Origin of the sequence: Streptomyces luteolus, assembly GCF_029968015.1 — a bacterium.
Classification (GTDB): Bacteria; Actinomycetota; Actinomycetes; order Streptomycetales; family Streptomycetaceae; genus Streptomyces; species Streptomyces luteolus.
This window is the reverse complement of the sequence record NZ_JASCIS010000009.1, coordinates 12009-38681: the sequence shown is the minus strand read 5'-3', so window position 1 is coordinate 38681 and position 26673 is coordinate 12009. Positions and strand designations below refer to the sequence as shown.

General features: G+C 71.1%; 29 protein-coding genes. 18 read left to right on the top strand and 11 right to left on the bottom strand.

From position 1 onward, the window contains the following. Positions 1 to 66 precede the first annotated feature (66 nt). From QIT00_RS10915 to QIT00_RS10905, 3 genes are read left to right on the top strand one after another with little or no spacing between them, the layout of a single operon-like run. Positions 67 to 999: a tyrosine-protein phosphatase gene (locus QIT00_RS10915; protein WP_282534981.1), complete on the top strand. Its 933-nt coding sequence runs from the start codon at positions 67 to 69 to the stop codon at positions 997 to 999. Then, entirely contained in the window at positions 996 to 1424 is a 429-nt protein-coding gene (locus QIT00_RS10910) for an NIPSNAP family protein (protein WP_282534980.1), read from the top strand. Before QIT00_RS10915 ends, QIT00_RS10910 begins: the two co-directional genes overlap by 4 nt. Beyond that, positions 1421 to 2017, top strand: coding sequence for a Dabb family protein (locus QIT00_RS10905; RefSeq protein WP_282534979.1), 597 nt, complete (start codon positions 1421 to 1423; stop codon positions 2015 to 2017). Before QIT00_RS10910 ends, QIT00_RS10905 begins: the two co-directional genes overlap by 4 nt. A gap of 92 nt (positions 2018 to 2109) precedes the next feature. On the opposite strand, the gene QIT00_RS10900 is transcribed toward QIT00_RS10905, so the two are convergent. Genes QIT00_RS10900 through QIT00_RS10885 form a run of 4 tightly spaced genes read right to left on the bottom strand, consistent with a single transcriptional unit; the run spans position 2110 to position 5880 of the window. Next, the gene (locus QIT00_RS10900; protein WP_282534978.1) at positions 2110 to 3267 is read right to left on the bottom strand and encodes an acetyl-CoA C-acetyltransferase; all 1158 of its coding nucleotides are present in this window, start codon (positions 3265 to 3267) and stop codon (positions 2110 to 2112) included. Positions 3268 to 3295: 28 nt separating this feature from the next. Further along, positions 3296 to 3883 (bottom strand): TetR/AcrR family transcriptional regulator, encoded by a 588-nt coding sequence (locus QIT00_RS10895; protein WP_282534977.1) that lies wholly within the window; start codon positions 3881 to 3883, stop codon positions 3296 to 3298. Positions 3884 to 3925: 42 nt separating this feature from the next. Further along, the gene (locus tag QIT00_RS10890) at positions 3926 to 4714 is read right to left on the bottom strand and encodes an SDR family oxidoreductase (RefSeq protein WP_282534976.1); all 789 of its coding nucleotides are present in this window, start codon (positions 4712 to 4714) and stop codon (positions 3926 to 3928) included. Continuing rightward, positions 4711 to 5880: an acyl-CoA dehydrogenase family protein gene (locus QIT00_RS10885; protein ID WP_282534975.1), complete on the bottom strand. Its 1170-nt coding sequence runs from the start codon at positions 5878 to 5880 to the stop codon at positions 4711 to 4713. Before QIT00_RS10885 ends, QIT00_RS10890 begins: the two co-directional genes overlap by 4 nt. A gap of 123 nt (positions 5881 to 6003) precedes the next feature. Here QIT00_RS10885 and QIT00_RS10880 point away from each other — a divergent pair, with 123 nt between their 5' ends. The 8 genes from QIT00_RS10880 (at position 6004) to QIT00_RS10845 (ending at position 14516) form a co-directional block, all read left to right on the top strand. Next, a complete protein-coding gene (locus QIT00_RS10880; protein WP_282534974.1) occupies positions 6004 to 6879 on the top strand; it encodes an enoyl-CoA hydratase in 876 nt (291 codons plus the stop codon). After that, the gene (locus QIT00_RS10875; RefSeq protein ID WP_282534973.1) at positions 6879 to 8075 is read left to right on the top strand and encodes an acyl-CoA dehydrogenase family protein; all 1197 of its coding nucleotides are present in this window, start codon (positions 6879 to 6881) and stop codon (positions 8073 to 8075) included. Before QIT00_RS10880 ends, QIT00_RS10875 begins: the two co-directional genes overlap by 1 nt. Further along, entirely contained in the window at positions 8075 to 9079 is a 1005-nt protein-coding gene (locus tag QIT00_RS10870) for an acyl-CoA dehydrogenase family protein (protein ID WP_282534972.1), read from the top strand. Before QIT00_RS10875 ends, QIT00_RS10870 begins: the two co-directional genes overlap by 1 nt. A gap of 90 nt (positions 9080 to 9169) precedes the next feature. Beyond that, on the top strand, positions 9170 to 10576 hold the full coding sequence (locus QIT00_RS10865) for an MFS transporter (RefSeq protein ID WP_282534971.1): 1407 nt from the start codon (positions 9170 to 9172) through the stop codon (positions 10574 to 10576). Beyond that, on the top strand, positions 10573 to 11655 hold the full coding sequence (locus QIT00_RS10860) for an acyl-CoA dehydrogenase family protein (RefSeq protein WP_282534970.1): 1083 nt from the start codon (positions 10573 to 10575) through the stop codon (positions 11653 to 11655). The genes QIT00_RS10865 and QIT00_RS10860 overlap by 4 nt, the downstream gene beginning before the upstream one ends. A 422-nt stretch (positions 11656 to 12077) precedes the next feature. Continuing rightward, complete coding sequence (locus tag QIT00_RS10855; RefSeq protein ID WP_282534969.1) at positions 12078 to 12896, top strand: hypothetical protein; 819 nt, start codon at positions 12078 to 12080, stop codon at positions 12894 to 12896. 309 nt (positions 12897 to 13205) lie between these two features. Then, positions 13206 to 13673: an FxLYD domain-containing protein gene (locus tag QIT00_RS10850; RefSeq protein WP_282534968.1), complete on the top strand. Its 468-nt coding sequence runs from the start codon at positions 13206 to 13208 to the stop codon at positions 13671 to 13673. Positions 13674 to 14153: 480 nt separating this feature from the next. Next, positions 14154 to 14516, top strand: a complete 363-nt coding sequence (locus QIT00_RS10845; RefSeq protein ID WP_282534967.1) for a hypothetical protein — start codon at positions 14154 to 14156, stop codon at positions 14514 to 14516. A gap of 54 nt (positions 14517 to 14570) precedes the next feature. Here QIT00_RS10845 and QIT00_RS10840 read toward each other — a convergent pair whose 3' ends face one another. The 5 genes from QIT00_RS10840 to QIT00_RS10820 form a co-directional block, all read right to left on the bottom strand. Further along, positions 14571 to 15494 (bottom strand): YihY/virulence factor BrkB family protein, encoded by a 924-nt coding sequence (locus tag QIT00_RS10840; RefSeq protein WP_282534966.1) that lies wholly within the window; start codon positions 15492 to 15494, stop codon positions 14571 to 14573. Further along, complete coding sequence (locus QIT00_RS10835; RefSeq protein WP_282534965.1) at positions 15484 to 16068, bottom strand: Asp23/Gls24 family envelope stress response protein; 585 nt, start codon at positions 16066 to 16068, stop codon at positions 15484 to 15486. The genes QIT00_RS10840 and QIT00_RS10835 overlap by 11 nt, the downstream gene beginning before the upstream one ends. Beyond that, a complete protein-coding gene (locus tag QIT00_RS10830; protein ID WP_282534964.1) occupies positions 16065 to 17087 on the bottom strand; it encodes a DUF6286 domain-containing Asp23/Gls24 family envelope stress response protein in 1023 nt (340 codons plus the stop codon). The genes QIT00_RS10835 and QIT00_RS10830 overlap by 4 nt, the downstream gene beginning before the upstream one ends. After that, on the bottom strand, positions 17084 to 17269 hold the full coding sequence (locus QIT00_RS10825) for a hypothetical protein (RefSeq protein WP_282534963.1): 186 nt from the start codon (positions 17267 to 17269) through the stop codon (positions 17084 to 17086). Before QIT00_RS10825 ends, QIT00_RS10830 begins: the two co-directional genes overlap by 4 nt. A gap of 93 nt (positions 17270 to 17362) precedes the next feature. Then, a complete protein-coding gene (locus tag QIT00_RS10820; protein WP_282534962.1) occupies positions 17363 to 17866 on the bottom strand; it encodes an Asp23/Gls24 family envelope stress response protein in 504 nt (167 codons plus the stop codon). Between the two features lie 202 nt (positions 17867 to 18068). Between QIT00_RS10820 and QIT00_RS10815 the strand changes: the two genes are divergently transcribed. The 3 genes from QIT00_RS10815 to QIT00_RS10805 are packed head-to-tail and all read left to right on the top strand — an operon-like array spanning position 18069 to position 19608. After that, entirely contained in the window at positions 18069 to 18653 is a 585-nt protein-coding gene (locus tag QIT00_RS10815) for an RNA polymerase sigma factor (protein WP_282534961.1), read from the top strand. Then, complete coding sequence (locus tag QIT00_RS10810; RefSeq protein ID WP_282534960.1) at positions 18650 to 19273, top strand: Asp23/Gls24 family envelope stress response protein; 624 nt, start codon at positions 18650 to 18652, stop codon at positions 19271 to 19273. Before QIT00_RS10815 ends, QIT00_RS10810 begins: the two co-directional genes overlap by 4 nt. After that, complete coding sequence (locus QIT00_RS10805; protein WP_282534959.1) at positions 19270 to 19608, top strand: hypothetical protein; 339 nt, start codon at positions 19270 to 19272, stop codon at positions 19606 to 19608. Before QIT00_RS10810 ends, QIT00_RS10805 begins: the two co-directional genes overlap by 4 nt. Positions 19609 to 19718: 110 nt before the next feature. Here the strand turns inward: QIT00_RS10805 and QIT00_RS10800 are convergent, their stop codons facing one another. Beyond that, a complete protein-coding gene (locus QIT00_RS10800; protein WP_408909751.1) occupies positions 19719 to 20927 on the bottom strand; it encodes an ROK family protein in 1209 nt (402 codons plus the stop codon). A gap of 181 nt (positions 20928 to 21108) precedes the next feature. Between QIT00_RS10800 and QIT00_RS10795 the strand changes: the two genes are divergently transcribed. Genes QIT00_RS10795 through QIT00_RS10780 form a run of 4 tightly spaced genes read left to right on the top strand, consistent with a single transcriptional unit; the run spans position 21109 to position 25647 of the window. After that, the gene (locus tag QIT00_RS10795; RefSeq protein WP_282534958.1) at positions 21109 to 22056 is read left to right on the top strand and encodes a carbohydrate ABC transporter permease; all 948 of its coding nucleotides are present in this window, start codon (positions 21109 to 21111) and stop codon (positions 22054 to 22056) included. 21 nt (positions 22057 to 22077) lie between these two features. After that, entirely contained in the window at positions 22078 to 23016 is a 939-nt protein-coding gene (locus QIT00_RS10790) for a carbohydrate ABC transporter permease (RefSeq protein WP_282534957.1), read from the top strand. Between the two features lie 11 nt (positions 23017 to 23027). Next, the gene (locus QIT00_RS10785) at positions 23028 to 24371 is read left to right on the top strand and encodes an ABC transporter substrate-binding protein (RefSeq protein ID WP_282534956.1); all 1344 of its coding nucleotides are present in this window, start codon (positions 23028 to 23030) and stop codon (positions 24369 to 24371) included. A gap of 40 nt (positions 24372 to 24411) precedes the next feature. Next, the gene (locus QIT00_RS10780; RefSeq protein ID WP_282534955.1) at positions 24412 to 25647 is read left to right on the top strand and encodes a Gfo/Idh/MocA family protein; all 1236 of its coding nucleotides are present in this window, start codon (positions 24412 to 24414) and stop codon (positions 25645 to 25647) included. Positions 25648 to 25830: 183 nt separating this feature from the next. Here QIT00_RS10780 and cobF read toward each other — a convergent pair whose 3' ends face one another. Further along, positions 25831 to 26610, bottom strand: coding sequence for a precorrin-6A synthase (deacetylating) (cobF, locus tag QIT00_RS10775; protein ID WP_282535150.1), 780 nt, complete (start codon positions 26608 to 26610; stop codon positions 25831 to 25833). Positions 26611 to 26673 lie beyond the last annotated feature (63 nt).

The following is a 26673-nucleotide window of genomic DNA, read 5'->3' as shown; positions in this document are numbered from 1 at the left end:
CGACTTTCCCTCAATTTCCCTGCAGCTTTCCCCCAATTTCCCTACTACGCCCAGGAGTTGATCTCCGTGCGTACCATCCGAATCCGCCGCACCGCCGCCGGTCTCGTCTCGGCCGCGCTGCTCACCACCCTCACCTCGTGTTCGTCGGCCGAGTCCCCGTCGTCCGCCGACGCTCCGGCGAAGCCCGTATCCCAGGGGCGTACGGCCTCCGGCGGCCTCGTCGAGCTCGAAGGCGCCGTCAACGTCCGCGACCTGGGCGGCCTGCGCACCGAGCACGGTAAGCGGCTGCGCGCCGGGCGGGTCTTCCGCGCCGACTCCCTCGCCAAGCTGACCGACGCCGACGTCCGCAAGCTCGACTCCCTCGACCTGCGTACCGTCATCGACTACCGCGTCCCCTTCGAGGTCGAGCAGGAGGGCGCCGACCGGCTCCCCAAGGGCCTCGACGTGACGGCCCGGCCCATCGACGACAGCGGCCTCTACGCCAAGACGATGGAGGCCATCGGGTCCAAGGACCCGGTCAAGCAGCAGGAGATGCTCGGCGACGGCAAGGCCGAACGGATGATGAAGGAGATCTACCGCTCCTTCGTCATCTCCCCGGAGAGCCGCGGCCAGTTCGCGGCGACGCTCCGCGACCTCGCGCAGCGCGACAAGGCCCCGCTCCTCTTCCACTGCACCTCGGGCAAGGACCGCACCGGCTGGACGGCGTACGTACTGCTGCGTGCCGTCGGCGTACCGGCCGAGAAGGCGGAGAAGGAGTATCTGCGGTCCAACGAGTACCGGGCCGAGGCCGACCGCAAGACCCGCGAGGGCCTGAAGGCCGGCGGCTACATGGAGAACCCTGACCTGCTCATCCCCCTCCAGGAAGTCCGCGAGGACTACCTGGACGAGGCCCTCGACCAGGTGGAGAAGGAGCACGGCGGCCTCGACCGCTACCTCACCGATGGCCTGGGCCTGGACCGGTCCACGCTGCACAAGCTCCGCGCCAGGCTGGTGAGGTGAGCCCGTCCTGCGGGGACTGCGGGAACTGCCGGGACTGCCGGGCCTGCGGGGACTGCGGGGACTGCCGGGACTGCGGGGCCTGCGAGGCCTGCGGGGTCGAAGTTCTCGACCTCGTCGTCCTCGCGGTGCCCGACGTCGAGCCCTGGCTGCGGAGTTGGCGCGCCGAGTACCTGCCGGGCGCCCGCGAGCGCGGCATGTCCGTGGCGCGGATGTGGCAGAGCTGGACCGGCCCGGACACGGTGGCCGTCCGCGTCCTGTGGTCGCTGCCGGACGCCCGCGCGTTCTACGCCGCCCGCTCGGCCGCCAACCGGGACCCGAGCGTCCCCGAGTTCTGGGCGCGTACGGACGCGCTCGCCGTCAGCCGTGACCGCCAGGTGCTCCAGCCGGTGGACCTCGAATCCGTGACCACGGAGGTGCCCGCATGACCCGCTGGGTGGCCCTGCTCCCGGCCGAGGGGTGCGAACCGTACGAGAAGGCGGGGACTGCGGACGGGGTGTCCGCGTCGGTGGTCGGGCCCGATCTGCCGGGCAGTTTCGGTGGTCAGGGCGCCACCTGGGACCTCACGTCCGAGCGGTCGCCCGGCGAGGTCGCCGCCAGGCTCGGCCTGCCGGTGCCGCCGGACGCGGTGGCGCTCGCGCCCGTGCGGGCCCGTGCCGAGCCGCTCGACGGACCGCGCGTGAAGCGCACCCTGCTGCTCGCGGTCCGGCCCGGCACACCGGCGGAGCTCGTCGCGCGCCTGGAGGCGGATCTCCTCGCCATGCCCGAGCACATCACCACGATCCGCTCGTGGGCGCTGAGCCGGGTGGACCGGACGCGTACGCCGAGCCGCTGGACGCACGTCTGGGAGCAGGAGTTCGCCGACGTCGAGGGCCTGACCGGGGAGTATCTCGGCCATGCCTTCCACTGGACCTGCGTGGACCGCTGGTTCGACGGCGAGGCACCGGGCGGCGGCATCGTCGAGCCGTTCGTGGCGCATCTGTTCCGCTGGAGCGGGCGGGCGGTTCTGGTGGACGGCTGAGCGCACGCGGCACACAGCACAGGCCCGCGGGTCCGGGAGTGCCGCCCCGGACCCGCGGGCTCTGCTGCTTCAGCCGGCGGAGATCCGGGGGCTCAGAGCCGTTCGATGATCGTCACGTTGGCCTGGCCGCCGCCCTCGCACATGGTCTGCAGGCCGAACCGGCCGCCGGTGCGCTCCAGTTCGTGCAGGAGCGTGGTCATCAGCTTGGTGCCGGTCGCGCCGAGCGGGTGGCCGAGTGCGATGGCGCCGCCGTTGACATTGACCTTCTCCGGGTCGGCGCCGGTCTCCTTCAGCCAGGCGAGGACCACGGACGCGAACGCCTCGTTGATCTCGACCAGGTCGATCCGGTCGAGCGACATCCCGGCCTTCTTCAGGGCGTACGCGGTCGCCGGGATCGGCGCCGACAGCATCCGGATCGGGTCCTCGCCGCGCACCGACAGGTGGTGGATCCGGGCGCGCGGGGTGAGCCCGTGCTCCCGTACGGCGCGCTCGCTCGCCAGGAGCATCGCGGAGGCGCCGTCGGAGACCTGCGAGGAGACCGCGGCGGTCAACCGGCCGCCCTCGACCAGGGGTTGGAGCCCTGCCATCTTCTCCAGGCTGGTGTCGCAGCGCGGGCCCTCGTCGTGGACGACGTCCCCGTACGCGACGGTCTCGCGGTCGAAGCGGCCCTCGTCGATGGCGCGGGCGGCCCGCTGGTGGGAGCGGAGCGCGAACTCCTCCATGTCGCGCCTGCTGATGTCCCACTTCTCCGCGATGAGCTCGGCGCCGTGGAACTGGTTGACGGGCTGGTCGCCGTAGCGGGCCCGCCAGCCCTCGCCCGCGTACGGGCTCGGCTCGGGCAGGCCGAGCGGGTCGACGGCCTGCCGGCTGGCGAAGGCGATGGGCACCTGCGACATGTTCTGCACGCCGCCCGCGACGACCAGGTCGCTGGTGCCGGAGAGCACCGCCTGGGCGGCGAAGTGCACGGCCTGCTGGGACGAGCCGCACTGGCGGTCCACGGTGACGCCGGGCACCTCCTCCGGCAGCCCGGCGGCCAGCCAGGCGGTGCGGGCGATGTCGCCGGCCTGCGGGCCGACGGTGTCCAGGCAGCCGAAGACGACGTCCTCGACGGCCGCGGGCTCGGCGCCCGCGCGCTCCATGAGCGCCTTGAGTACGTGTGCGCCCAGGTCGGCGGGGTGCACGGCGGCAAGCCCGCCGTTCCGCCTGCCGACCGGTGTGCGAACCGCCTCGACTATGTAGGCCTCGGCCATGGTCACTCCCTTGTCCGTATCTTCAGTGTCACGCGCGCGGGGCGATGCCCTCAAGGACCGTCGACAGGTACTGCCCGGCGATCTCCTCGGCGCTGCTGGGTCCGTCCGGCCGGTACCAGGACGCGGCGACCCACACGGTGTCGCGCACGAAGCGGTAGGTGAGCCGGATGTCGAGGTCCGCGCGGAACGCCTCGGTGGCGACTCCTCGCTCCAGGGTGCCGAGCCACGCCTTCTCGAACTGCGCCTGCGAGCCGGCGAGATAGCCGAAGCGCGGCTGGGCCAGGAGGTGCTTGGACTCCCGCTGGTAGATGGCGACGGCGGCACGGTGCCGGTCGATCTCCCGGAAGGACTCGATCACGAGGGCCTCCAGGGTCTCCCTGGGTCCGAGCCCGGCCGCGAGCACGGCGTCGTACCGGGCCCACAGCTCGTCCAGGAAGGTGGAGAGGATCTCGTCGAGCATCGACTCCTTGGAGTCGAAGTGGTAGTAGAGGCTGCCCGCGAGCATGCCCGCGGCGTCCGCGATCTCGCGGACGGTGGTGGCGTTGTAGCCCTGGGCGGCGAACACCTCGGCGGCGGTGGCCAGGATCTCCTCGCGCCGCTGTGGCGCCGCGCTCATCACGGCCTGCTCGCTGCTGCTCGGGCCCGCGTCATCGTGCCCTCACGCGTGCTGACTGCTGACCGAGAGCACCTCGCCGGTGAGGTACGAGGAGTAGCCGCTGGCCAGGAAGACGATGACGTTGGCGATCTCCCAGGGCTCCGCGTACCGCCCGAACGCCTCGCGCGATGTGAGCTCCTCCAGGAGTTCGGGGGTGGTGACCTTCACCAGGTGCGGGTGCATGGCGAGGCTCGGCGACACGGCGTTGACGCGGACGCCGAACTCCGCGGCCTCCAGGGCGGCGCAGCGGGTCAGCGCCATCACCCCGGCCTTGGCGGCGGCGTAGTGGGCCTGACCCTTCTGGGCGCGCCAGCCGACGACGGAGGCGTTGTTGACGACGACGCCGCCCTCCCCGGCCGCCTTCATGCGGCGAAGGGCGGCGCGGGTGCAGCGCATGGTGCCGTTGAGGGTGACGTCGAGGACCCTGTCCCACTGCTCGTCGGTCATGTCGACGAGGTCCGAAGTTCCGCCGAGGCCCGCGTTGTTGACCACGATGTCGAGCCGTCCGTGGCGTTCCTCGGCGAGGTCGAACACCGCGGCGACCTGCGTCTCGTCGGTGACGTCGCAGGCGAGGGCCGCGACCCGGTCCGCGCCGAACTCGGCGGCGAGCTCCGCCTCCGACTCCCCCAGCCTGCGGGCGTGCGCGTCGGAGATCACCACGCTCGCACCCTCCTCCAGGAGCCGTCGGGCGGTGGCCCCGCCGATGCCCGCACCGGCGGCGGCCGAGACGACGGCACCGCGCCCGGCGAGCAGTCGGTGGCCGGGCACGTACGGGGGTGGGGTCGAGGTCATCCGCGTACCTCCTTGGGAAGTCCGAGCACGCGCTCGGCGATGATGTTGCGCTGGATCTCGTTCGATCCGGCGTAGATGGTGTCGGAGCGGGAGAACAGGTAGAGGCGCTGCCAGTCGGTGAGGTCGTAGGGCTCACCGGACGCGAGCAGGCCGTCGGCGCCGCAGACGTCCATGGCGAGTTCGCCGAGCTCGCGGTGCCAGGTGGCCCAGTAGATCTTGCCGATGGACGCCTCGGGCCCGGGCGCCCCCGCGGCCACGCCGTCGAGCATGCGCAGGGCGTTGCCGCGGATGATCTCCAGGCCGGTCCAGGCGCGGGCGATGCGGTCGCGGATCAGCGGGTCGGCGGCCGCGCCGTTGCGCTTGGCCAGCTCGATGACGGCCTCCAACTCGCGCTGGAATCCGACCTGTTGGCCGAGCGTGGACACGCCGCGCTCGAAGCCGAGGGTTGCCATCGCGACCTTCCAGCCGTCGCCGGGGGCGCCGACGAGGTACGAGGCCGGGGTGCGGGCGCCGTCGAAGAAGACCTCGTTGAACTCGGAGGTGCCGGTCAGCTGGGTGATCGGCCGGATGTCGACGCCCGGCTGGTCGAGCGGCACGAGAAGGTACGACAGGCCCTGATGGCGGGTCGAGCCCGGTTCGGTGCGGGCGACGACGAAGCACCAGTCGGACTCGTGGGCGAGCGAGGTCCAGATCTTCTGGCCGGTGATCTCCCAGTGGTCGTCGTGGAGTTCGGCGCGGGTGCGGACGTTCGCCAGGTCCGAGCCGGCGTCCGGCTCGCTGTAGCCCTGGCACCACAGTTCGTCCACGGCGACGATCCTCGGCAGGAAGCGCTCGCGCTGCTCGGGCGCCCCGAAGGCGATGAGCGTGGGCCCGAGCAGCTGCTCCCCGAGGTGGTTGACGCGGGCGGGGGCGTCCGCGAGGGCGTACTCCTCGTGGAACGCGACCTGCTGCTCCAGGGTCGCGCCGCGCCCGCCGTACTCCTGCGGCCAGCCGACGCAGGTCCACCCGGCGGCGGCCAAGTGCCGTTCCCAGGCGAGGCGTTCGGCGAAGGCCTCGTGTTCCCGGCCGGGTCCGCCGCGCCCGCGCAGGGCCGCGAACTCCCCGGTCAGGTTGGCGCGCAGCCAGCTGCGGACCTCGGTACGGAACTCCTCGACGCTGCTGCTCACGGGCGGCTCCGCATCGCTCTCGGGGGACGGGCTTCCGGACGGTCGTCTTCCGGACGGTCGACTTCTCGACGGCCGGAGGCTCGTACGCTAACCTACCAAACACTTGTTAGGGAAGGAGGGCGGATGTCCGCTGCCCGCACCGGGCCCGGGAGCACCGAGCCCAGGGAACCCGTCCGCTACGAACGCCGCGGCCCCGTCGCGCTCGTCACCATGGACCGGCCCGAATACCGCAACGCCCAGAACTCCGCGATGACCTACGCCCTGGACCGGGCCTTCTACCGCGCGGCCGACGACGGCGACGTCAAGGTCGTCGTGCTCGCCGGGGAGGGGAAGCACTTCTCGGCCGGGCACGACATCGGCAGCCCGGAGCGGGACGCTCACCTGCCGTTCGACCGGAAGGCCGGGCTGTGGTGGGACCACTCGGACAAGGAGGGCGCGGAGAGCCGGTTCGCCCGTGAGTCCGAGGTCTACCTGGGCATGTGCCGACGCTGGCGTGAGCTGCCGAAGCCGGTGATCGCCTCGGTCCAGGGGGCGTGTGTCGCGGGCGGCCTCATGCTCGCCTGGATCTGCGACCTGATCGTGGCGTCCGACGACGCGTTCTTCGCCGACCCGGTGGTCCGGATGGGCATACCCGGCGTGGAGTACTTCGCCCACCCGTGGGTGATGCCGCCGCGCATCGCCAAGGAGTTCCTGTACACCGGCGACCGGATGAGCGCGCAGCGCGCGTACGAGGTGGGGATGGTGAACCGGGTCGTACCCAGCGCCGAACTCGCGGACCACGCACTGGAGTTGGCGGAGCGGATCGCCGACATGCCGCGCATGGGGCTCGCGTTGACGAAGCGTGCCGTCAACCAGGCGGAGGACATTCAGGGCCTGCACACCGGCGTGGACTCGGCGTTCGGGCTGCACCATCTGGCGCACGCGCACAACGCGGAGACCGCGAAGGACTCGCTCGGCGGCATGGACGTACGGGCCATGAAGGAGGCGAACTCGCGCTGATGGACCTCGACTTCACCGCCGCGGAGGACGCCTTCCGCGCCGAAGCCCGCGCCTGGCTCGCGGCCCACGTCCCCGCCGCCCCGCTGCCGTCCCTGGAGACCGCCGACGGCTTCGCCGCGCACCGGGAGTGGGAGCGGACCCTGCACGCCGACCGCTGGTCGGTGGTCTCCTGGCCCGAGGAGATCGGCGGCCGGGACGCGTCGATCCTCCAGTGGCTGATCTTCGAGGAGGAGTACTACGCGGCCGGCGCCCCCGGGCGCGTCAGCCAGAACGGCATCAACCTCCTCGCCCCCACCCTCTTCGAGCACGGCACCGACGAGCAGCGCGCCCGCGTCCTGCCGTCGATGGCGAGCGGCGAGGTGATCTGGGCGCAGGCCTGGTCCGAGCCCGAGTCCGGCTCGGACCTCGCCTCGCTGCGCTCCACGGCCGAACGCGTCGACGGCGGCTGGCGGCTGAGCGGCCAGAAGACCTGGTCCTCGCGGGCGGCGTTCGCGGACCGCGCGTTCGGGCTGTTCCGCAGCGACCGGGACGGCCTGGAGGCGGGCAAGCCGCACCGGGGCCTCACGTATCTGATGTTCCCCCTTGACGCGGACGGCGTGACCGTCCGGCCCATCGGGCGCATCGACGGCAAGCCCGCGTTCGCCGAGCTCTTCCTTGACGACGTGTTCGTACCGGACGAGGACGTGATCGGCGCGCCCGGCCAGGGGTGGCAGGTCGCCATGAGCACGGCGGGCAACGAGCGCGGTCTCACGCTGCGCAGCCCCGGCCGTTTCACGGCGGCCGCCGACCGGCTGACCGCCCTGTGGCGCTCCGAGGACAGCCACGCAGACCCCGCAGACCCCGCCGACACGGCCCTGCGCGACCGGGTCGCGGACGCGGTCATCGGCGCCCGCGCCTACCAGCTGTTCACCTACGCCAACGCCTCGCGGATCGCCGCCGGGGGATCCATCGGCGCCGAGTCCAGCCTCAACAAGGTCTTCTGGTCCGACCTGGACATCGCCCTGCACGAGACGGCACTCGACCTGCTCGGACCGTACGGCGAGCTGGCCGACGAGGCCGAGGACGCGCCCGCGCACGGGAGTTGGGCCGAGGGGTACACGTTCTCGCTCGCCGGGCCGATCTACGCGGGCACCAACGAGATCCAGCGCGACATCATCGCCGAGCGGCTGCTCGGACTGCCGAAGGGACGTCGGTGATGCGGTTCCTCCTCGACGACGAGCAGCGGGAGTTCGCGCGCTCGCTCGACAAGATGCTGGGCGGCGCCGAGCCGACGGCGGCGATCCGGGCCTGGGCTGCCGGGGACACCGGGCCCGGCCGCGCGCTGTGGGCCAGGCTCGCCGAGGCCGGGGTCTTCGCCCTCGCCGTACCGGAAGAGCACGAAGGCCTGGGGCTGCTCCCGGTCGAACTGGCCGTCTCCTTCGGCGAGTTGGGACGGCACGCGGTGCCGGGGCCGCTCGTGGAGACCGTGGCCGCGGCCGCGCTCCTCGCCCGGCTCGGGGGCCCGGTCGCCGCCGCACGGCTGCCCGGCATCGCCTCCGGCAGGACCGCCGCCTCGCTCTGCCTGCTCTCCCCCGGCAGCCCGTACGCCCTGGACGGGGACGCCGCCGACGCGGTGTTCGTGGTCGACGGCGACACGCTGCGCCTCGCGGAGTCGACGGGGCCCGTGCAGCCGTCGTCCGATCCGGCCCGGCGTCTTTCCCGGCCGGTCGGCGGGACCGTGCTGCGGCAGGGGCCCGAGGTGGTGGCGGCCGCCGCGCACGCCGCCGAGGTCGCGGCCCTCGCGGTGGCGGCGCAGGCGCTCGGCGTGGGCCGCGCGCTGCTCGCCCAGACCGTCGAATACGTGGGCGGGCGCAAGCAGTTCGGGGTCGCGATCGGCTCGTTCCAGGCGGTGAAGCACCGGCTCGCGGACACGTTGATCGCCCTGGAGTTCGCCGAACCGCTGGTGCACGCGGCGGCGTTGGCGCTCGCGCCGGGCGACCCCGGCTCTCGCTCCGGCTTCGGCTCCGGCCGCGCGGTGGCCGCCGCGAAGGTCGCCGCCTGCGAGGCCGCGTACGCCGCCGCGCGCTCGGCGCTGCAACTGCACGGCGCGCTCGGCTACACCGAGGAGCTCGACCTCTCCCTGTGGATCCGCAAGGCCCGCGCGCTGCGCACGGCCTGGGGCACGCCCGCGGAGTGCCGGGCACGCGTACTCGCCCGCTGAGCACTGCACCCCCTTGACCGTGCCTCCGCAAGACCCAACTCCCCACACCCGTAAGGCACTTACTCCGTCCCACCGCTCACGGGAGTACCCATGTCCGCCGCACCTTCCCCGAAGGACCCCGCGAGACCCGCAACCTCGCCCGACCCCGCTCTGCTGCGCAAGGTGGCGCTGTCGAGTCTGCTCGGCACCGTCATCGAGTACTACGACTTTCTGCTCTACGGGACGATGGCCGCCCTCGTCCTCGGTCCGCTGTTCTTCCCCGAGTCGAACCCGACGGTCGGCATGATCGCCTCGTTCGGCACGCTGGCCGCCGGATATGTGGCGCGGCCGGTCGGCGGCATCGTCTTCGGCCACTTCGGCGACCGGGTCGGCCGCAAGACGATGCTCATCCTGACCATGGTCCTCATGGGAGCCGCGAGCTTCCTGATCGGCGTCCTGCCCACGTACGAGACCATCGGCATCACGGCGCCCGTCCTGCTCGTCCTGCTCCGCGTCGTGCAGGGCATCGCCATCGGCGGCGAGTGGGGCGGCGCGACGCTGATGGTCGTCGAGCACGCCGACGCCGAACGCAGGGGCCTGTGGAGCGGCGTCATGCAGATGGGATCGCCGATCGGCTTCCTGATGTCGACGCTCGCCGTCACCGCGACCACGCTGCTGCCCCGCGACCAGTTCATGTCCTGGGGCTGGCGGGTCCCGTTCCTGTTCAGCGCGCTACTGCTCGCCATCGGCCTGTACGTACGGATCAGCGTCAGCGAGAGCCCGCTGTTCCGGCAGACTGTGGAGACCCAGAGGGAACAGCCCGCCGAGCGGCCCCGGCTGCCGCTGGTGCAGGTGCTGCGCAGGCCGCGCGTACTGCTCCTCGCCTGCGCCGTCGGCATCGGCCCCTTCGCCCTGACCGGCCTGATCAGCATCTTCATGCTCACGTACGCCACGGGCATCGGTTACGCCACGTCCGACGTGATGAACGGGCTGATCGCCGCCTCGCTGATGGGACTGGTGACGATCCCACTCTTCTCCGCGCTGTCCGACCGCATCGGGCGCCGGACGGTCGTGGTGGGCGGTGCCGTGGGCATCGTGCTGTGCGCCTTCCCGATGTTCGCCCTGGTCGACACGGGGAAACCGGCCCTGCTGATCGTCGGCATGCTCCTCGGTCAGCTGCTGCAGTCGGCGATGTACGCGCCGCTCGGGCCGCTGCTCTCCGAGATGTTCGGCACCGAGGTCCGCTACACCGGGGCGTCCATGGGCTACCAGCTGGCCGCGCTCATCGGGAGCGGGTTCACGCCGCTGATCGCCGGTGGTCTGCTGTCGGGCCCGGAGGGCATGCGGAGCGGCCCCCTCGCCGTGCTGGCGATCGTCTGCGGTGCCATGTCGCTGCTCGCGATCTGGCGCATCGCCGAGACCCGCGGCAAGGATCTGTCCGAACGCTACGGAGAGACACCGGGCGCGCCGCCGCAGGTTCCCTCAACGACGTTGTTCCAGAAGGGAGTTGACGTATGAGGCTGACCGAGGAGCAGGAGGAGTTGCGCTCCGCCGTACGGTCGCTGCTCGGGCGGCGCGTTGGGGCCGCGGCCTGGCGCCCGTTGACCGAGCAGATCGGCGCGGCCGGGCTCGCCGTGCCCGAGGAGTACGGCGGGGCGGGCTGCGGGGCACTCGAAGTGCACGTGGTGATGGAGGAGTTGGGGCGCGAGCTGACCCCCGCCCCGTATCTCGGCTCCGCGGTGCTCACCGTGCAGGCCCTGCTCGCCTCCGGCGACAAGGCGGCGTGCGAGGAGTTCCTGCCGGGACTCGCCGAGGGCACGACGACCGGCGCGGTGGCCTGGGCCGAGCAGGGGTCCTGGGATCCGGAGGCGGTACGGGCCGAAGCCGCGCCTGCGGTCGGCGGCGATACCTGGCGCATCACCGGGAGCAAGGAGCACGTGCTCGACGGGGCCACGGCGGACCTGCTGCTCGTCGCGGCGCGCACGCCGGAGGGGGTCTCGCTGTTCCACGTACCGGTGAACGCTGCGGGCGTGCGCCGCTCGGCGGCCGTCGCCATGGACGGCACGCGGGACCTGGCGCGACTGGACCTCGACGGCGCACAGGGACGACTCGTCGGCGCGGCGGGCGAGGGGGACCGGGCGCTGCGGCACGTACTCGACCTGGCCTGCGCCGCGCTCGCCGCCGAACAGGTCGGCGCGGCCGAACGCTGCCTCGAACTGACCGTCGCGTACGCCAAGGAACGCGTCCAGTTCGGTCGTCCCATCGGCTCGTTCCAGGCGGTGAAGCACCGTCTGGCCGACGCCTTCGTCCTGGTCGAGTCGGGCCGCACGGCGGCCCTGGGCGCGGCCTTCGCGGCGGCCGAGGGCTCGGCGGAGCTGACCCGCCGGGCAGCCGTGGCCAAGGCCGCCTGCTCGGAGGCGTTCTCGACGGTGGCCGGCGAGATGATCCAGCTGCACGGCGGCATCGGCATCACCTGGGAACACGACGCCCACCGCTACTTCAAGCGCGCCCACGGCTCCACGCACCTCTTCGGCACCCCGGTGTGGCACCGGGGGCGGATCGCGGCGGGGCTCGGGTTGGGCCCGGGGGGCGTCTGAGGGAGCCCGGCGGACCGCGTCCCCCGGCGGACCGCGTCCCGGCGTCAGGTCGGCGCCGGGCCGTCGGAATCGCGTCGGGACCGGCGGGAGCGTCCGGTCCGGCGGAATCGCATCGGGACCGGCGGAATCGCATCGGTCCGGCGCCGCGCCATGCCCGACAACACCCTCTCGAGCGTCACCAGTGGCCTCGACCTCGCCCTGGGGAGGTGCGGAGGTAAGGCAGGCCGCCTTTGGGTGCACTCGATCGCTCACGACGGCACCGTGAACCATTTGAGTCACATATGCGTTTCGGTCGTTACGTTCCCTACGGGATGCCTTGATGTGAGATGCGTAGCTTCGTAGTTGTCGCCAAGGAGCACAAGGCTCGGGCGGCCGGCATCGACGCACATCCTGGACCGTGACCCGGAAGGGCCCTCTTCACCATGCGTATGACCTCCCGCGCGCTGCGTAACTGCATCATCACCTCGACCGCGGCTGCCGCCATCAGCCTCGGCGCCGCATCCGGCGCGATAGCCGCGACCAAGCCCGAGACGCCCACCACCACCGTGGCCGCCTCCGTGACCGCCTCCCAGCAGGCGGCCGGCAAGCGTGCCTACGTGAAGAGCGTGAAGCTGGCCGCCAAGGGCCACACCGCCAAGGTCTACAAGCTCGGCAAGCGCACCTACCAAGCCGACATCCTCTTCAACGGCAAGCGCCTGACGACGCTGACCGCCTCGGGCAGGACCACCACGGCGAACCTGAACGGGCTGCACGTCAAGCTCACCGCCGGCGGAGCGGTCAGCTCCTGGGCGGACCGCGCGAAGCCCGCCCCCAAGCCGAAGCCGAAGCCGAAGCCTCAGCCGGAGAAGCGTGAGCACGTACGCAATGACACGCTCGCCGACGGCTCCCTGGCCCGCGTCTACAAGCTGTCCCCGACCCACTGGCAGGCAGTGACCGCCTTCGGGTCGCTGGACGCCAACGGACGCTATGCCGCCGGGGACCACAACGGGCTGCACGTGACCCTCTCCCCCAGCGGACAGCTGTCCTCCTACGTCGACCAGGGCCCGGCCCCGGCACCCCAGCCCGACCCGAAGCCGACCCCGGACCCCGACCCCGCGCCGGACCCCGATCCGGCCCCGGCGCCCGACCCGGTCCCGGCGCCCGACCCGGACCCGGTGAACCCCGACCCGATCACCCCTGACCAGCCCGCCCCCGCCCCCGAGCCCGCGCCGGACACGGCCGCCGCTCCCGCGGTCGGCTGAACCAGCCCCCGTCAGGACGCAGCGCACACGGGGATGCTGCGCCCTGGCGGGCCCGACCAGGACAGTGCCGTCCTGAACCGCGCCCGACCGCACGTGAGGCCTCCTCACCCTCCCTACGTGCAGCGGGCGCACCGGAAGCCAAGGCCCGCTCGGTGCGGTGGGAGTCGACCGAGCGGGCCTTGGCCACCGTTTGAACCTCGGTCAAGGCCTGGAGACCTGTGAGCTGAGACCTGGGACCTGGGACCTGGGACCTGGGACCTGCGCGGACCGACCGACCAGCGGACTGACCGACCAAGGAAAGAGCCAGCCGTGAACAAGCCCCAGTCCCCACAGAAGATGGACACCGGCATGAAGGTCACCATCGGTGTGATGTCCGGCATCGTCGCTCTGGGTGTCGCGGGTGCGGCCATGGGCGTGGGTCAGGCCGAGGCCGAGGACGATGCGGCCAGTTCGACGGCCGCACTGAGCGAGGAGAATCCGGTGGCGAAGGACTTCGAGCTGGGCGCGTTCACGATCAGGGACCACGGCAACGGCATGCGCCTGGGAAACGCGACCGTCACGATCACCAACCACTCGTCGAAGACCTCCGACTACAGCGCGACGATCGCGTTCCTGGACAAGGACGGACAGCGCATCGCCGAGGACTGGGTGTCCACGAACTCCCTCAGGCCCGGCCAGTCCGAGAAGCAGTACGTAGGGACGCTCATCCAGAGCGAGGACCTGGACAAGGTCGCCAAGGTTCAGGTCGCCGACTCCAGCCGCTGGGCCGGCCTGTAGCGGGGGCGTCCCGCGTGCGAGGGACTTTCGCCCCGCCTGTGAAGGCCTTCCGCCTCCGGGCCAGGGCTTACCTTGCCCTTACGTTGGAGCAGTCCACGACGGAACCCCAACGCCCCGCAGAAAGACCATGTCCACCGACCACCCCGCTCCCCCGCTGCCCCTGCATCGCAAGCCCGAATGGCCCCCGAGGATGCCGCGACGCCACTGGTCTCGGATCAAGCGGGTGCTTCTCATCGGCACCAGCACGACCGTCGCCCTGAGCACGGCCGCGACCGTACTTGGTACGGCTCGCCTCTTCACTGACTGATCGACAGCTCTCGGATCCACACCTTCGAGGCCCGCGGCGAGGGCCGGCGCGAGGGGGGGCACGGTGGGGCGGGTCAACCCGCATGCCGACCTCGCCGCATGCCCACTACCGCTTGAGGCTCGGACTCCGTCCGTACTGGACATCACGTGACCCGCGCCGGGTAGGGCTGCCATATGACCGACAGTGGAAGCAGTGGCCAGGACGAGAAGCCGATGGTGGGCACCAGGACGTACGTCGACGTCGAACAGGCACAGAAGCGCATGAGCGTCGAGGCGGCGGAGCCGGATCCTTCTCCGCAGTTCTCCAATGGTGTGTCGACGGCCTACCGCTGGGCGTTGGGACATGCGGACCGTGCCCCGGTCACCGGGGACGGTGCCGCTGACGGCGTCCCGGACCTGCAGACCCTGACCGCAGAAGTGGACGCCGCGGCAGTGCAGACGGAGAACCTCACCGGGTTGCCCGAGGTGCGGGAGTACAGCCGAGGCGTCCACGACGCACTGGCCTGGGTGTGCGGGCACACCCACCACGCACCATGACCTGGCAGGTGGGAAGCTCGGGGACCGGCTGATCCGCCCCCACCGGGCACCGCTTCAACACCGTGTGCCCACAGCCTCATGCGAGTCCTGGGAACGCGATGCGGACTTGCTCAGTTCGGCGGTGAACTGCGCGCCGGTCAGCAGCGCGAGGTTGGACAGCCACAGCCAGACCAGGAAGACCACGGCACCGGCGAGGGATCCGTACAGGCGGCTGTAGGCACCCAGGGACGAGCTGTAGAGGGAGAAGCCCGCCGAGGCCGTCAGCCACAGAACCGCGGCCAGGACGCCGCCGGGCAGGCTGTGGTCGCGACGGCGGGCCGATGCGGGGCCGGTACGGAAGACCACGACGACGAGTACGGCCACCAGGCACAGGAGCATCGGCCAGCGGGCCAGGCTCCAGACGAACGTGACGGCCGCGTCCAGCCGCAGGACCTGGCCCAGTGCTTCGACCACCGGTCCGCTCAGCACCAGGATGAGTCCGCTGACCACGAGCAGGGTGAGCAGCAGCAGCGCGGTGAGCAGGATGCGGTGGGCCTTGCGCCAGGGTGAGCGACGGTCGGGCGTCCGGTGCATGCTGTGCAGCGCGCGGCGGAAGACCGCGAGGTAACTGCACGCCGACCACAGGGCACTTGCGGCGCCGCCGGCCAGCAGAGGCCACACGGCGGACTGCTGCGTGAGCATCCGCTCCAGGGCGCTGTGGAGTTGGGCGCCGGCCTGCGCCGGTGCGTGGTCGGTGACCTCGGTGATGAACCTCTCCGCCGCACCCGGGCTGATGAGCCCGAACCCGAGGACGACGACCAGCAGGGTGGGCAGCACGGCGAGGATGGCGTAGTAGGTCAGCGCGGCGGCGTAGTCGGTGATGTCGTCGGCCCACAAGGACACCGGCGTTCGCCGGGCGGCGGGCCACCAGGTGCGGACTCGTCGGGTGAGCGGACGGACGGCGCCGCGCGCCCCGGCCTTCGGGGAGTCAGTGGACATGCGGAGCGCTGTGGGGCCGATGGCTGAGGCGCACACGGGCCTCGATGACATAGGGGGAGACCGCGTGTTCGGCTTCCGCGGTGACGGCGGCCAGGGCGTCGAGTACCCGCGCGGGGGCGGTGCCGGGCGCCAGCCATACGCGCATACGCAGCTGGAGCCGGCCACGGCTGAGTCGGACACGGATCCGGCAGCGGGCGATGCCGTCGTGGGCCGCGGCACGCTCGCTCAGGGCACGCTCCAGGGCGTGTGTGCGCAGCACGCTGCCCGCGCCCTCCAGCGGCAGGCGGGAGGGCTTGCGGATGTGGAGCTGTGCCAGCGATGACAGAACCAGCAGGGCGGTCATCACCACGCCGACCGCGACGACCGTGGGCGTCCACCAACTGTGGTCACGGAGCACCGCCGACTCGGCGCGGTCGAGGAGAACGCTCCGGTCGGCGGGGAGCGGCCACCAGCCGGGGAGACGTTCGGCGAGGGGCCCGCGGGCGGTGGCCGGCCAGAAGCCGCCGAGCATCAGGACCAGGCCGGTGGCCGTCAGCGCGGCGCGGTTGGCGCTGGTGCGTGGCTGTCGCCTCATCGTTCACCCCGTGTGGTGTGGCACTCGACTTGCTGGTGTGCGGCGGGTGGTGGGGGTGACGATACGGCGCTCCTGGGCCGTGGTGGCCTGCTGGTGTCGTCGGGGTTCAGGGGCTCCGGTTGCTGTGGGAGGTCGCATGTGACCGTCACCTTCAGTCGTGGGGTGCGGGCCGGCCGGCATGCCGCCAGTTCGCCTCCGGCGACCGCGGTGATCTGCTCGCGGGCGGATTCGACGTCACCGAAGTCGAGTCGGGCCCGGACTCTCACACTCCGGCGGCGCACACGCACCGAGACCGCCCCGACGCCGGGAACGTCTCGTACGGAGTCCCGGATCACGGCGGCAAGGGTGGACCGGTCGACGGCGACGTTCCAGCGGTCCGCAGGTGCTGACAGGGGCAACTGGCGGCGGCGCCCGGGAGTGAGCGCGAGCACGATCAGCCACGCGCCCAGCACGGTCACGGCGGTGCCGGCGACGACGACGGGGGTGTCACCGGGCCCGTGGCCACCGAGCCATTCCCACGTCCGCACTCTCCACTCCGCGGCTGCCTGCCGCGTCGCGTGCACACGGATCACGTCGGCCGTGACGGCGGCGATGAACGCGGCCGCCGGCACGGTCACGAGGGCCATGGGCAGGCGGCGTTGGGACCACCAGCGGCGCGGCGGGCGACGCGTGTCCGCCCCGTCCGTGTGCGGGGCGACGGGATGGCGCCGGGTGGAAAGGGTGGAAAGGGTGGAAAGACGCGAGACGGTGAGGCGCGGCGGCGGAGTCTCCAGCCCGGTCAGATAGCGGACGCGCCCAGCGACGTGCTGTCGCACCCGGCGGGCCGTGTCGGACAGCGGCGCCGGATAGGGCAGGGCGATGCGCAGCCCGACGGAGGCACGACCGCCGCGGACGGTGGCCGAACCACTGACCGACGCGGACATCGCGTCCGGCACCGCTTCACCGGCCGCCCGCTCGGCGATCTTGCGGACCGCCCTGTCCGCGATGACCGTGCTGCCCCGTCGCGCAGGACTCGTCATCGCCGGCTCCTGCGCTCGAACTGCTCGCGCAGCGTCTGTCCTCCGTCGCCCTCCAGCCAGGCGCCGACGACGTAGCCGACGCCGCCCAGGGCGGCGACGAGCAAGAAGGCCACAAAGCCTCCGAAGTACCCGGCGAATCCCAGTGCCATTCCGGCGATCATTCCGATGAGTGCTCTGCTCATTCTTCATCCATCTCCCACCGGACCTGCGAAGGGCCGGCGCCGCATCCGCTTCGCCCTGTCCCGGCTCTTGACACGTCGTGCCCGGTCGGCTGCCTACTCGACGCGGGTGTCGCCCGAGTCGTTGTCGTCGTCCTCGGGCAGGTGGACGTCGTTGATGGTGATGTTGACCTCGACGACCTCCAGGCCGGTGATCCTCTCGACCGCGGCGATGACGTTCTCCCGTACGTCTGAGGCCACTTCGGTGATGGACACCCCGTACTCGACGGTCAGATCGAGGTCGATGGCGGTCTGCCGCTCGCCGACCTCCACCTTGACGCCGCGGCCCATGTTCGGCCGGCCTCCGGGGACGCGGTCGCGCACGGCACCGATGGTGCGGGACAGGCCGCCGCCCATGTCGTACACACCGGGGATCTCCCGTGCCGCGATGCCGGCAACCTTGACGACGACCACGTCGGCGATGGAGGTCTTGCCGCGTGAGTCGGCCGGCTCGTTCACGCCGGTGGCGCCGCTGCTCACCGCGGTCGTCGCCGGGGCGCCCTTGGCCGACTTGGCGACGGAGGCGTTCGCGGACACCGCGGTGCTCTGCTGGGTGGTCATGGCAACGTCCCTTCGTGGAGCGCCTTCGTCGATCGGCGCTGCGAGTTGCTGGTGTCTCGTTGGACACCGGTCGGCGGACGTTGTGACGCGCATTCCCGTGAAATGTTGTGCGGGTCGTCGGCACCACCGATTTTCCCGTACGTGCGTCACAACGTCCGCAGACCGGTGTCCAACGAGTGGTACGCAGGAAAGGAGCCGGATCGTGGCGGGTGACCGCACATCGACCGCACCGCCCGATACACAGGCCGGGCTCGACGACGCACTACTCACCGTGCGCGCGGCGGAGGGAGACGAGGAAGCCTTCGCGGTTCTGGTACGTCGGCACGCCGGGGCACTGGTCGGCCTGGCCACGCGGCTGCTCGGGAATCAGGTGGAGGCGGAGGACGCCGTGCAGGACGCGTTCATCAGCGCGTGGCGCCGGTTGCCGGAGTTCCGTGGCCAGTCCTCCTTCGGCACCTGGATCTACCGCATCGTCACCAACCGCTGCCTCAACGTCCTGCGTGCGCGCAAGCCTCAAGCGGCCCTGGACACCGCGCCCGAGCCGGCGGCGCCGGAACATACGGTGGCACCCGACCGGATCACCGAGGCCCGTGCTGCCGTGGGCGACATGCGCCAGGCTCTGGACGGGCTGTCGGCCGAGCAGCGCGCATGCTGGGTGCTGAGAGAATTGGACGGCCAGTCCTACGAATCCATCGCGGACACGGTAGGCATCAGCCAGCAGGCTGTCCGCGCCCGTGTCTTCCGTGCCCGACGCCATCTGACCAACGCAATGGGGGCTTGGCGATGACCACCGGTACCCACCCGCCCGCCGCTCCGCCACCCGACTCCGACGACGAGCTGCTGCCCTGCGGCCGGTTGCTGTCCCAGGTGTGGGCCGCCTGGGAGGACGCCGTGACCGACGACCATCAGCGCACCTGCTCCCACTGCCGGCAGGCGATCGGGGAACTGGAGGCCTTGCGGACCTCCGTCCGGGACCTGAGCCACGGCACCGAAGCTCCCGACGGCTTCGCCGCGGGAGCGTTGGCGCACCGCGTCATGGACGTCGTACGACTGGAGTTGCGGCCCGGTAAGCCCCTGCCCCTGGGTGCCCCGGACGACGGAATGTGGATCATGGAGTCGGTGGCGGCCCGTACCCTGCGTGCCGCCGCCTCGCGGGTACCCGGCGTGCAGGCGAGCTCCTGCCGGATCGGCTACGACGATGCCGACGGCACCGGACGCGCCACCGTCAGCCTCGGCATCCAAGCGCCGTTGTCCTCAACCGACTTGGCCGAGCTGGCCGAGAACGTGCGCGGGCAGGTGGAAGTGGCCGCGGACCAGCACCTCGGTCTGGGCATCGCCCGCGTCGACATCCGCGTCACCGATCTGGTCGATGTTCCCGGCAGCACCGAGGAGGGCCACGAGCGATGACCCAGCACGCGGCTTTGACCGAAGCGCTCGCCGAGGCGGTACGGCAGGTGCCGGGCGTCGCCTTCCTCAAGCCCGGTGTGGCGCAGCGCCTGAGAGCGGCGGTGTCCGACACCGGTGACAGCGGAGCCGACAGCAAGGCATCGCCCGCCGGCCTGCGGATCAGCCGGAGCGACGGCAACGGCCCCTGGAAGATCGAGATCCAGATCGTCACGCTCGCCGAGGCACGGGCCCTGGACGTCACCCGCGCCGCGCGCCGCGCCGTCGACACGTGCCTGGAGGCCATGGTGCCGTCGGCGGCGGCGCGGATCACCATCACGGTCACTGGCATCGTGTGACACGTCAGGCCCGGATCTGGCCGGGGTACCCGCCGACGCTCGTCCGCGACCGGTTCGGTGGTGTCGGCATGGTCGCCGACGTCCACGGCCCGGCCATGCACTGAACCACCTCAGCGCTCCTCCCCGGCGCCGAGCACGAGGACCTGGATGGCCAGGACCGCCGCGCCTCGGGCCCATTCGTGGAAGTCGGAGACCTTGGTCTCCAGGACGACGGGGTCGGCCGACGGGTGGCGGTTGGCGTCGATCGCCTCGCGGACCGTCTCGCCCGCGACGTCCACGAGGCCGACGCCCTCCCCGGCCAGCAGGATCTTCTGCGGGATCGCGTAGTTGGCGATCTGCGCGACGAGGGTGCCGAGACCTCTGGCCGACTGGTGGACGATGCGGTACGTCAGCGGTTCTCCGGCGGCTGCGCCGTCGAGGATCTCGTCGTACGTCATGTCGCGCCCCGTCGCCGCCTGTACCTGGGCGCGGATGGCCGGGATGGTCAACAGGCCCTCGGCAGTGCCCCGTTCGCCGTTCTTGTCGAAGGGGCCGTAGGGGTCGATGATCCAGCGCTTGCCGCTCTCCCGGGTGCGGACGAGCTTCCCGTCGAGCACCAGACCGTAGCCGAAGCCCGCGCCGATGGTGAGGACGGCGAAGCGGTCGAGGCCGCGGCCCGCGCCGAACCAGGCCTCGGCCTCGATCAGGGCGGCCCCGTCGTTGTCGACGACGACCGGCAGGCCGATGCGCTCCTCGACCATCGCGGCGAGCGGCACCTCCTGCCAGTCCAGGAAGGCGTTCTCGACCACCAGGGAACGGTCGCGCACCCGGCCGCCCACGCCGATGCCGATCCCGGCGAGGTGGGGGAACTCCGCCTTGAACTCATCGGTCATGGCGTCGATCCGGTCGGCCACCGCCTCGGGGTCACGGTCGCCGAGCGGCGTGCGGCGTCGGGCCACGATCTCGCTTCTCAGGGTGGTGACCACGCCGTACACCGCTTCGGCGGTGACCTTGAATCCGGCGAAGTGCTGCGCTCCGGCCACGATGTCGAGAGGTCTGGTCGGCCGCCCCTGACGGGTGGTGAGGCCGCCGGACGCCCCGGCGGGTGCGGGCTCGTCCGGGCCGGAACCCGCGTCGACCAACAGCCCCGACTCGGTCAGGGGCTTCGTCAGCCGGGTCAGACTGCCGGCCGACAGGTCGAGCCGCTTGGCCAGTTCGCTGCGGGAGAGCGGACCGTGCGTGAGGATCGCGATCGCCACGGCGCGCTCCCCAGGGCTCAGCGGGCGCCAGTTCGGCATGGATGCGCTGCTCGGCACCTCGACCTCCTCGCGAATGACCATCACCGACGGATCTGCGTCAGCCCATCTTTATTCATTCCGTGACGGAAGTATATAGGCGGGGACGGTAGAGCGGAACCCCGCGACTCCCGCGCCGAGATCGGTCATTGCAAGCCTATTGACGCCGCAATACTTCCGCGTCGAAAGTATATGGCGAGCCGAGTCGCCGACGAGGGAGCCGCGCATGACCGTCACCTCAACAGCCAGCCCGCCCCTGAGCACAGCCAAGTCAGCCGTCACCCGTCCCCTGCGCCGCATCACTCGGCACCGCGGCGACGGCGCCCTGGCCGCGGTCTTCATCGCACCTGCCCTGCTCGGCTTCCTCGTCTTCCTCCTGTGGCCGACGTTGCGCGGCATCTATCTGAGCTTCACGCAGTTCAACCTGCTGACGCCGCCGCGGTGGGCCGGGCTCGACAACTACGTGCGGATGGTCAACGACCCGGTCTTCTGGGAGTCGTTGGCGGTCACCGTCGAGTACGTGGTCATCAACATAGGGGTGCAGACGATGGCCGCGCTCGCCGTCGCGGTGCTCATGCAACGCCTGACGCGTTCGGCGCTGCTGCGGTCGGTGGTGCTCGCTCCGTATCTCGTGTCGAACGTCGTCGCCGGCATCGTCTGGCTGTGGATGCTCGACACGCAGCTCGGCATCGGCAACCAGATCATCGGCGCCTTCGGCTTCGAGCACATCCCGTTCCTGACCGACGAGGCCTGGGCGATCCCCACCATCGCGCTCATCAACGTCTGGCGGCATGTGGGGTACACGGCGCTGCTGCTGTTCGCGGGCCTCCAGGCCATACCAGGCGACGTCTACGAGGCGGCGAAGGTGGACGGCGCGAGCGAGTGGCGGATGTTCTGGCGGGTCACGCTGCCGTTGCTGCGACCGGTCCTGGCCGTCGTACTGATCATGACGGTCATCGGGTCGTTCCAGGTCTTCGACACCGTCGCCGTGACCACCCTCGGCGGACCCGCGAACGCCACCAACGTCCTGCAGCTCTACATCTACAACTCCGCCTTCGGCCGCTTCCAGTTCGGCTACGCCTCAGCGATGTCCGTCGCGCTCCTGGCCGTCCTCAGCGTGATCACCGTCATCCAGTACCGGATGACCCGCGCCGGCCACACCGACCTCGGCTGACGCCACGGAAAGGAGACCGCCATGGCCACCGTGACCACCACGAGCACCGCGACCACCGCCGCGCCACCTCGCCCCCGCGCCCGGCGTCTGCCCTCGCCCGGACGTGTCCTGGCCTGGGCCGTGATGATCGCGATCGTCGTCATCACTCTGCTGCCGTTCTACTGGATCCTGCGCACCGCCCTGTCCTCGAACGCCGCCCTCACCGCGAACCCCTCGGCTCCCCTGCCCACCGATGTCACCACAGGCGGCTTCGCCCGTGTCTTCGGCCTGCAATCCACCAAGGAGGCGCTCGCGCAAGGCGGTTCGGGGTCCTCCATCGACTTCTGGCGCTACCTGCTGAACTCGGTGTTCGTCTCCACGCTGATCACGGTCTGCCAGCTGCTGTTCTCGGCGATGGCCGCGTACGCCTTCGCCCGGTTGCGCTGGCCCGGCCGCGACCGGGTGTTCGGGCTGTTCCTCGCCGGGCTCATGGTGCCGGCGATCTTCACCCTGCTGCCGAACTTCGTCCTGGTGAAGGAGCTGGGCCTGATCGACTCCCTGTGGGGCATCGCCCTGCCCACCCTGTTCATGACGCCGTTCGCCGTGTTCTTCCTGCGGCAGTTCTTCCGGAACGTCCCGCGCGAGGTGGAGGAGGCCGCGCTCCTCGACGGCGCCGGCAAGGTGCGGATCTTCTTCCGCGTGCTGCTGCCCATGGCGTCGACTCCCGTGACCACGCTGGCCGTTCTGACGTACATCACGGCCTGGAACGACTACTTCTGGCCGCTGATGGTGTCGTCAAGCGACAGCTCACGCGTCCTCACCGTCGCGCTCAGCGTGTTCCGCTCGCAGACCCCGCAGGCCGGCACCGACTGGTCGGGCCTGATGGCGGCGACGCTCGTGGCCGCGCTGCCGATGCTGCTGCTCTTCGGCGCTTTCGCGCGACGCATCGTCAACTCCATCGGCTTCACCGGCATCAAGTAGGAGGACCGCAGATGCGTTCGCGAGCCGTCACCGCGCTCACCGGGGCCCTGGCCCTCGCCATCGTCTCCGGCTGTGCCTCCGGTGACGCCACCCGTTCCGCCTCGCGCACCGTCACGTACTGGCTGTGGGACGCCAACCAACTCCCCGCGTACGAGACCTGCGCGCAGGACTTCGAGAAGCGGAACCCCGGCCTTGACGTCCGGATCACCCAGATGGGGTGGAACGACTACTGGACGAAGCTCACCGCGAGCTTCATCGCCGGCACGCAGCCCGATGTGTTCACCGACCACATCTCGAAGTTCGCCCAGTTCGCGGACCTCAAGGTGCTGGCCCCGCTGGACGAGTTGCCGTACACGAACAAGATCGAGGACTCCGACTACCAGCCCGGCCTCGCCTCCGCCTGGACCGGCCAGGACGGACACCGCTACGGCGCGCCCAAGGACTGGGACACCGTCGCCCTCTTCTACAACAAGGAGATGGCCCGCGAGGCCGGCCTGAGCCCCGAAGAGCTGAACAACCTCACGTGGAACCCGGAGGACGGCGGCACCTTCGAGAAGGCCATCGCCCGCCTCACCGTCGACGAGAACGGCCGGCGCGGCGACGAGAAGGGCTTCGACCCGCGTCGCGTGAAGGTCTACGGCCTGGCCACCAACGACGCGGGGGACAGTGACGGCCAGACCCACTGGAGCTCGTTCGCCGCCTCCACGGGCTGGCACTACACCGACAAGAAGACCTGGGGCACCCGCTACAACTACGACGACCCCCGCTTCAAGGAGACCATCGACTGGTACTTCGGCCTGGCGAAGAAGGGCTACCTGCCGCCCCAGAAGGACTTCTCCGAGACCAACGGACCCGAGGTGCAGTTCGGCTCGGGCACGGCGGCGACCGCGCTCCACGGCTCCTGGATGATCCAGACGTACTACGGCTTCAAGGGCGTCGACGCCGCCACTGCCCGTACGCCCGTCGGCCCCACCGGCAAGCGCGCCACCATGATGAACGGCCTCGCCGACTCCATCACCAGAAACGCCCGCAACAAAGAGGGCGCCGCGAAGTGGGTCGCCCACCTCGCCTCGGCCGACTGCCAGCGCACCGTGGGCCGCAGCGGCGTCGTGTTCCCCGCCACCAAGGACGGCACGGACACGGCGGTCAGGGCGTACGCCGAGGACGGCATCGACGTCGACGCCTTCACCGAACCCGTCGCCGAGAAAGCCACGTTCCCCTTCCCCATCACCGACTTCGGCGCCGACGTCCACGGCCTGATGCGCCCCGCCATGCAGGACATCTACGCCAACGACGCGCCCGTCGACACCCTCGACCGCACCAATGACCAGATCAACCTGCTGCTCTCGCAGTGAGCAGTGACCTGCCAGACCCTCACAGACGAAGGAAGTCCCGATGACCTTTTCGCTCGGCATCGTCGGCGCCGGACAGTTCTCCGGCCAGTTCGCCAAACTCTTCCGCGCGCACCCGGGCGTCGGCGACGTGTACGTCACCGATCTCATCGCCGACCGGGCCCAACAGCTCGTCGCCGCCGAGCAGTTGAGCGGCGCCTTCGACTCGTACGAGACGATGCTGCGCTCGCCGGACGTGGACGCGGTGGCGATCTTCACGCAGCGCTGGACGCACGGGCCGCTGGTCGTGCAGGCACTGCGCGCGGGCAGGCACGTGTACTCGGCGGTGCCCATGGCGATCACCGAGGAGGAGATCGCCGCGATCATCGAGGCCGTACGGGAGACCGGCCTGACGTACATGATGGGCGAGACCAGCCAGTACAACCCGGCGACCGTGCACGCCCGCAACCAGATCGCGAAGGGCGCGTTCGGCCGGCTCTTCCACGCCGAGGGCGACTACGTCCACGACATGGACCTCGGCTTCTACGAGGCGTACCAGTACAGCGGCGGCGCCAACTGGAAGGCCACCGCCAGCTATCCGCCGCTGCTCTATCCGACGCACTCGGTCGGCGGCGTGCTCGGGGCGTGGCAGACGTATGCGACGAGCGTGTCCGCGGTGGGGGTGCGCGACGACCGCGGCGACGGCGTCTTCGACAAGGAGATCAGCCAGTTCGACAACGACCTGTCCAATGCGACGGCGCTCTTCGAGGTCGCGGGCGGCGGCTCGTTCCGTACGAACGAGTTCCGACGGGTCGGCTACCCCTGCCACATCCGGGAGTCACGTTTCCGGTTCTTCGGCACGGACGGCAGCATGGAGCAGCTCGCCACCGTCAGCCTGTGGCAGGACCGCAAGGGCGTCGAGGACATCAGCGAACTCCTGCAGCCCAAGCCGACGTTGGCCCCGGACGACCCGTCCCTCGCACACATCGCCCCCGCTCTGCGCGACGCGTTCACCTCCGGCTCGGCCCCCGTGCACGACCGGGCACGGCTCCCGCGCGAGTTCGACCACCTGCCCAACGGGCACGAAGGCAGCCACCACTTCCTCGTCGACGACTTCGTGACCGCCGTCGCCACCGGCACCCAGCCCTCCGTCAACGCCTGGGCGGCCGCCCGCTACACCCTCCCCGGCATCGTCGCCCACCAGTCCGCGCTGCGCGACGGCGAACGCCTCCGCATCCCGGACTTCGGGGACGCACCAGGAGTACCGGAGACGCCCGCCGCGGGTCAGCAAGCGCACTGAAGCTGTCCGACGAGTCCGGCTCCTGGCCCCGGTTCCGCCCGCCGCTTACGGCAGGGCGGGGCCAGTCCGGACTCACCGGCCGATCAGGCCAATCAGAGCCCCAACGGGCCGACGCCGCGTCACAGGTGGCGTCGGCCTTCGCGGTCAGCGGTGGTGGAACCACCGGGGCGTGCCCCGGTTCGCTCAGGACTCCACGTTGCGCAGCAGATACGTGTCCATGATCCAGCCGTGCCGGGCCCGCGCCTCGGTGCGCAACTCCCGGATGCGGTCGGCGACTTCACCCAGCGGACCCGCGACCAGGAGTTCGTCCGGAGTGCCGAGGTAGGCGCCCCAGTAGATCCAGACGTCGTCGCCCTCGACCTGCGTGAACGACTCATGTGCGTCGAGCATGACGACGATGTCGCCGTCGTCGTTCTGGCCGACGTCCGCGAGGCGGCGGGCCGGGGTGATGTGCACCGGCCTGCCCACCTGGTTGAGCGGGATGCGGTGCCGGGCGGTGAGCGAGGCGACGCTGGTGATGCCGGGGATCACCTCGACGGTCACGGAGAGCGCGCCACGGTCCTCGATGTCGGCCAGGATGCCGAGCGTGCTGTCGTACAGGGACGGGTCGCCCCAGACGAGGAAGGCTCCGGTCTCGCCGGCGGTCATCTCCTCGCGCATCGCCCGCTCGAAGATCTCGCCGCGCCGCTCACGCCAGTCCTGGACGGCCGCCGTGTAGTCGGAGCGGTCCAGCGGGCGCCGGTCGCGGCTCGGGTCCTCGACCTCGACCACGTGGTACGGCCCCTGCGCGTGCTCCTCGATCATCTGGTGCCGCAGGTCCGTCAGGGACGCCTTGTGCGGTCCCTTGCCGACGACGAAGAAGACGTCGGCGCGGCGGATCGCCTTCACGGCCTGGAGGGTCAGGTGGTCGGGGTTGCCCGCCCCGATGCCGATGACGAGGATCGCGCGCTGCTCCATGCTCATTCCGACAGTCTTCCAGGGCCGTCCGCGGTGGGACGATCCGGCCTCGCGGTTCGGCCGTACCGT

Coding starts and splice junctions, on each gene's coding strand:
- QIT00_RS10905 (WP_282534979.1), top strand. CDS start 1,421: ATGACCCGCTGGGTGGCCCTGCTCCCGGCCGAGGGGTGCGAACCGTAC.
- QIT00_RS10900 (WP_282534978.1), bottom strand. CDS start 3,267: ATGGCCGAGGCCTACATAGTCGAGGCGGTTCGCACACCGGTCGGCAGG.
- QIT00_RS10895 (WP_282534977.1), bottom strand. CDS start 3,883: ATGAGCGCGGCGCCACAGCGGCGCGAGGAGATCCTGGCCACCGCCGCC.
- QIT00_RS10890 (WP_282534976.1), bottom strand. CDS start 4,714: ATGACCTCGACCCCACCCCCGTACGTGCCCGGCCACCGACTGCTCGCC.
- QIT00_RS10880 (WP_282534974.1), top strand. CDS start 6,004: ATGTCCGCTGCCCGCACCGGGCCCGGGAGCACCGAGCCCAGGGAACCC.
- QIT00_RS10875 (WP_282534973.1), top strand. CDS start 6,879: ATGGACCTCGACTTCACCGCCGCGGAGGACGCCTTCCGCGCCGAAGCC.
- QIT00_RS10870 (WP_282534972.1), top strand. CDS start 8,075: ATGCGGTTCCTCCTCGACGACGAGCAGCGGGAGTTCGCGCGCTCGCTC.
- QIT00_RS10865 (WP_282534971.1), top strand. CDS start 9,170: ATGTCCGCCGCACCTTCCCCGAAGGACCCCGCGAGACCCGCAACCTCG.
- QIT00_RS10860 (WP_282534970.1), top strand. CDS start 10,573: ATGAGGCTGACCGAGGAGCAGGAGGAGTTGCGCTCCGCCGTACGGTCG.
- QIT00_RS10855 (WP_282534969.1), top strand. CDS start 12,078: ATGCGTATGACCTCCCGCGCGCTGCGTAACTGCATCATCACCTCGACC.
- QIT00_RS10845 (WP_282534967.1), top strand. CDS start 14,154: ATGACCGACAGTGGAAGCAGTGGCCAGGACGAGAAGCCGATGGTGGGC.
- QIT00_RS10840 (WP_282534966.1), bottom strand. CDS start 15,494: ATGTCCACTGACTCCCCGAAGGCCGGGGCGCGCGGCGCCGTCCGTCCG.
- QIT00_RS10835 (WP_282534965.1), bottom strand. CDS start 16,068: ATGAGGCGACAGCCACGCACCAGCGCCAACCGCGCCGCGCTGACGGCC.
- QIT00_RS10830 (WP_282534964.1), bottom strand. CDS start 17,087: ATGACGAGTCCTGCGCGACGGGGCAGCACGGTCATCGCGGACAGGGCG.
- QIT00_RS10825 (WP_282534963.1), bottom strand. CDS start 17,269: ATGAGCAGAGCACTCATCGGAATGATCGCCGGAATGGCACTGGGATTC.
- QIT00_RS10820 (WP_282534962.1), bottom strand. CDS start 17,866: ATGACCACCCAGCAGAGCACCGCGGTGTCCGCGAACGCCTCCGTCGCC.
- QIT00_RS10810 (WP_282534960.1), top strand. CDS start 18,650: ATGACCACCGGTACCCACCCGCCCGCCGCTCCGCCACCCGACTCCGAC.
- QIT00_RS10805 (WP_282534959.1), top strand. CDS start 19,270: ATGACCCAGCACGCGGCTTTGACCGAAGCGCTCGCCGAGGCGGTACGG.
- QIT00_RS10800 (WP_408909751.1), bottom strand. CDS start 20,927: ATGGTCATTCGCGAGGAGGTCGAGGTGCCGAGCAGCGCATCCATGCCG.
- QIT00_RS10795 (WP_282534958.1), top strand. CDS start 21,109: ATGACCGTCACCTCAACAGCCAGCCCGCCCCTGAGCACAGCCAAGTCA.
- QIT00_RS10790 (WP_282534957.1), top strand. CDS start 22,078: ATGGCCACCGTGACCACCACGAGCACCGCGACCACCGCCGCGCCACCT.
- QIT00_RS10785 (WP_282534956.1), top strand. CDS start 23,028: ATGCGTTCGCGAGCCGTCACCGCGCTCACCGGGGCCCTGGCCCTCGCC.
- QIT00_RS10780 (WP_282534955.1), top strand. CDS start 24,412: ATGACCTTTTCGCTCGGCATCGTCGGCGCCGGACAGTTCTCCGGCCAG.
- cobF (WP_282535150.1), bottom strand. CDS start 26,610: ATGAGCATGGAGCAGCGCGCGATCCTCGTCATCGGCATCGGGGCGGGC.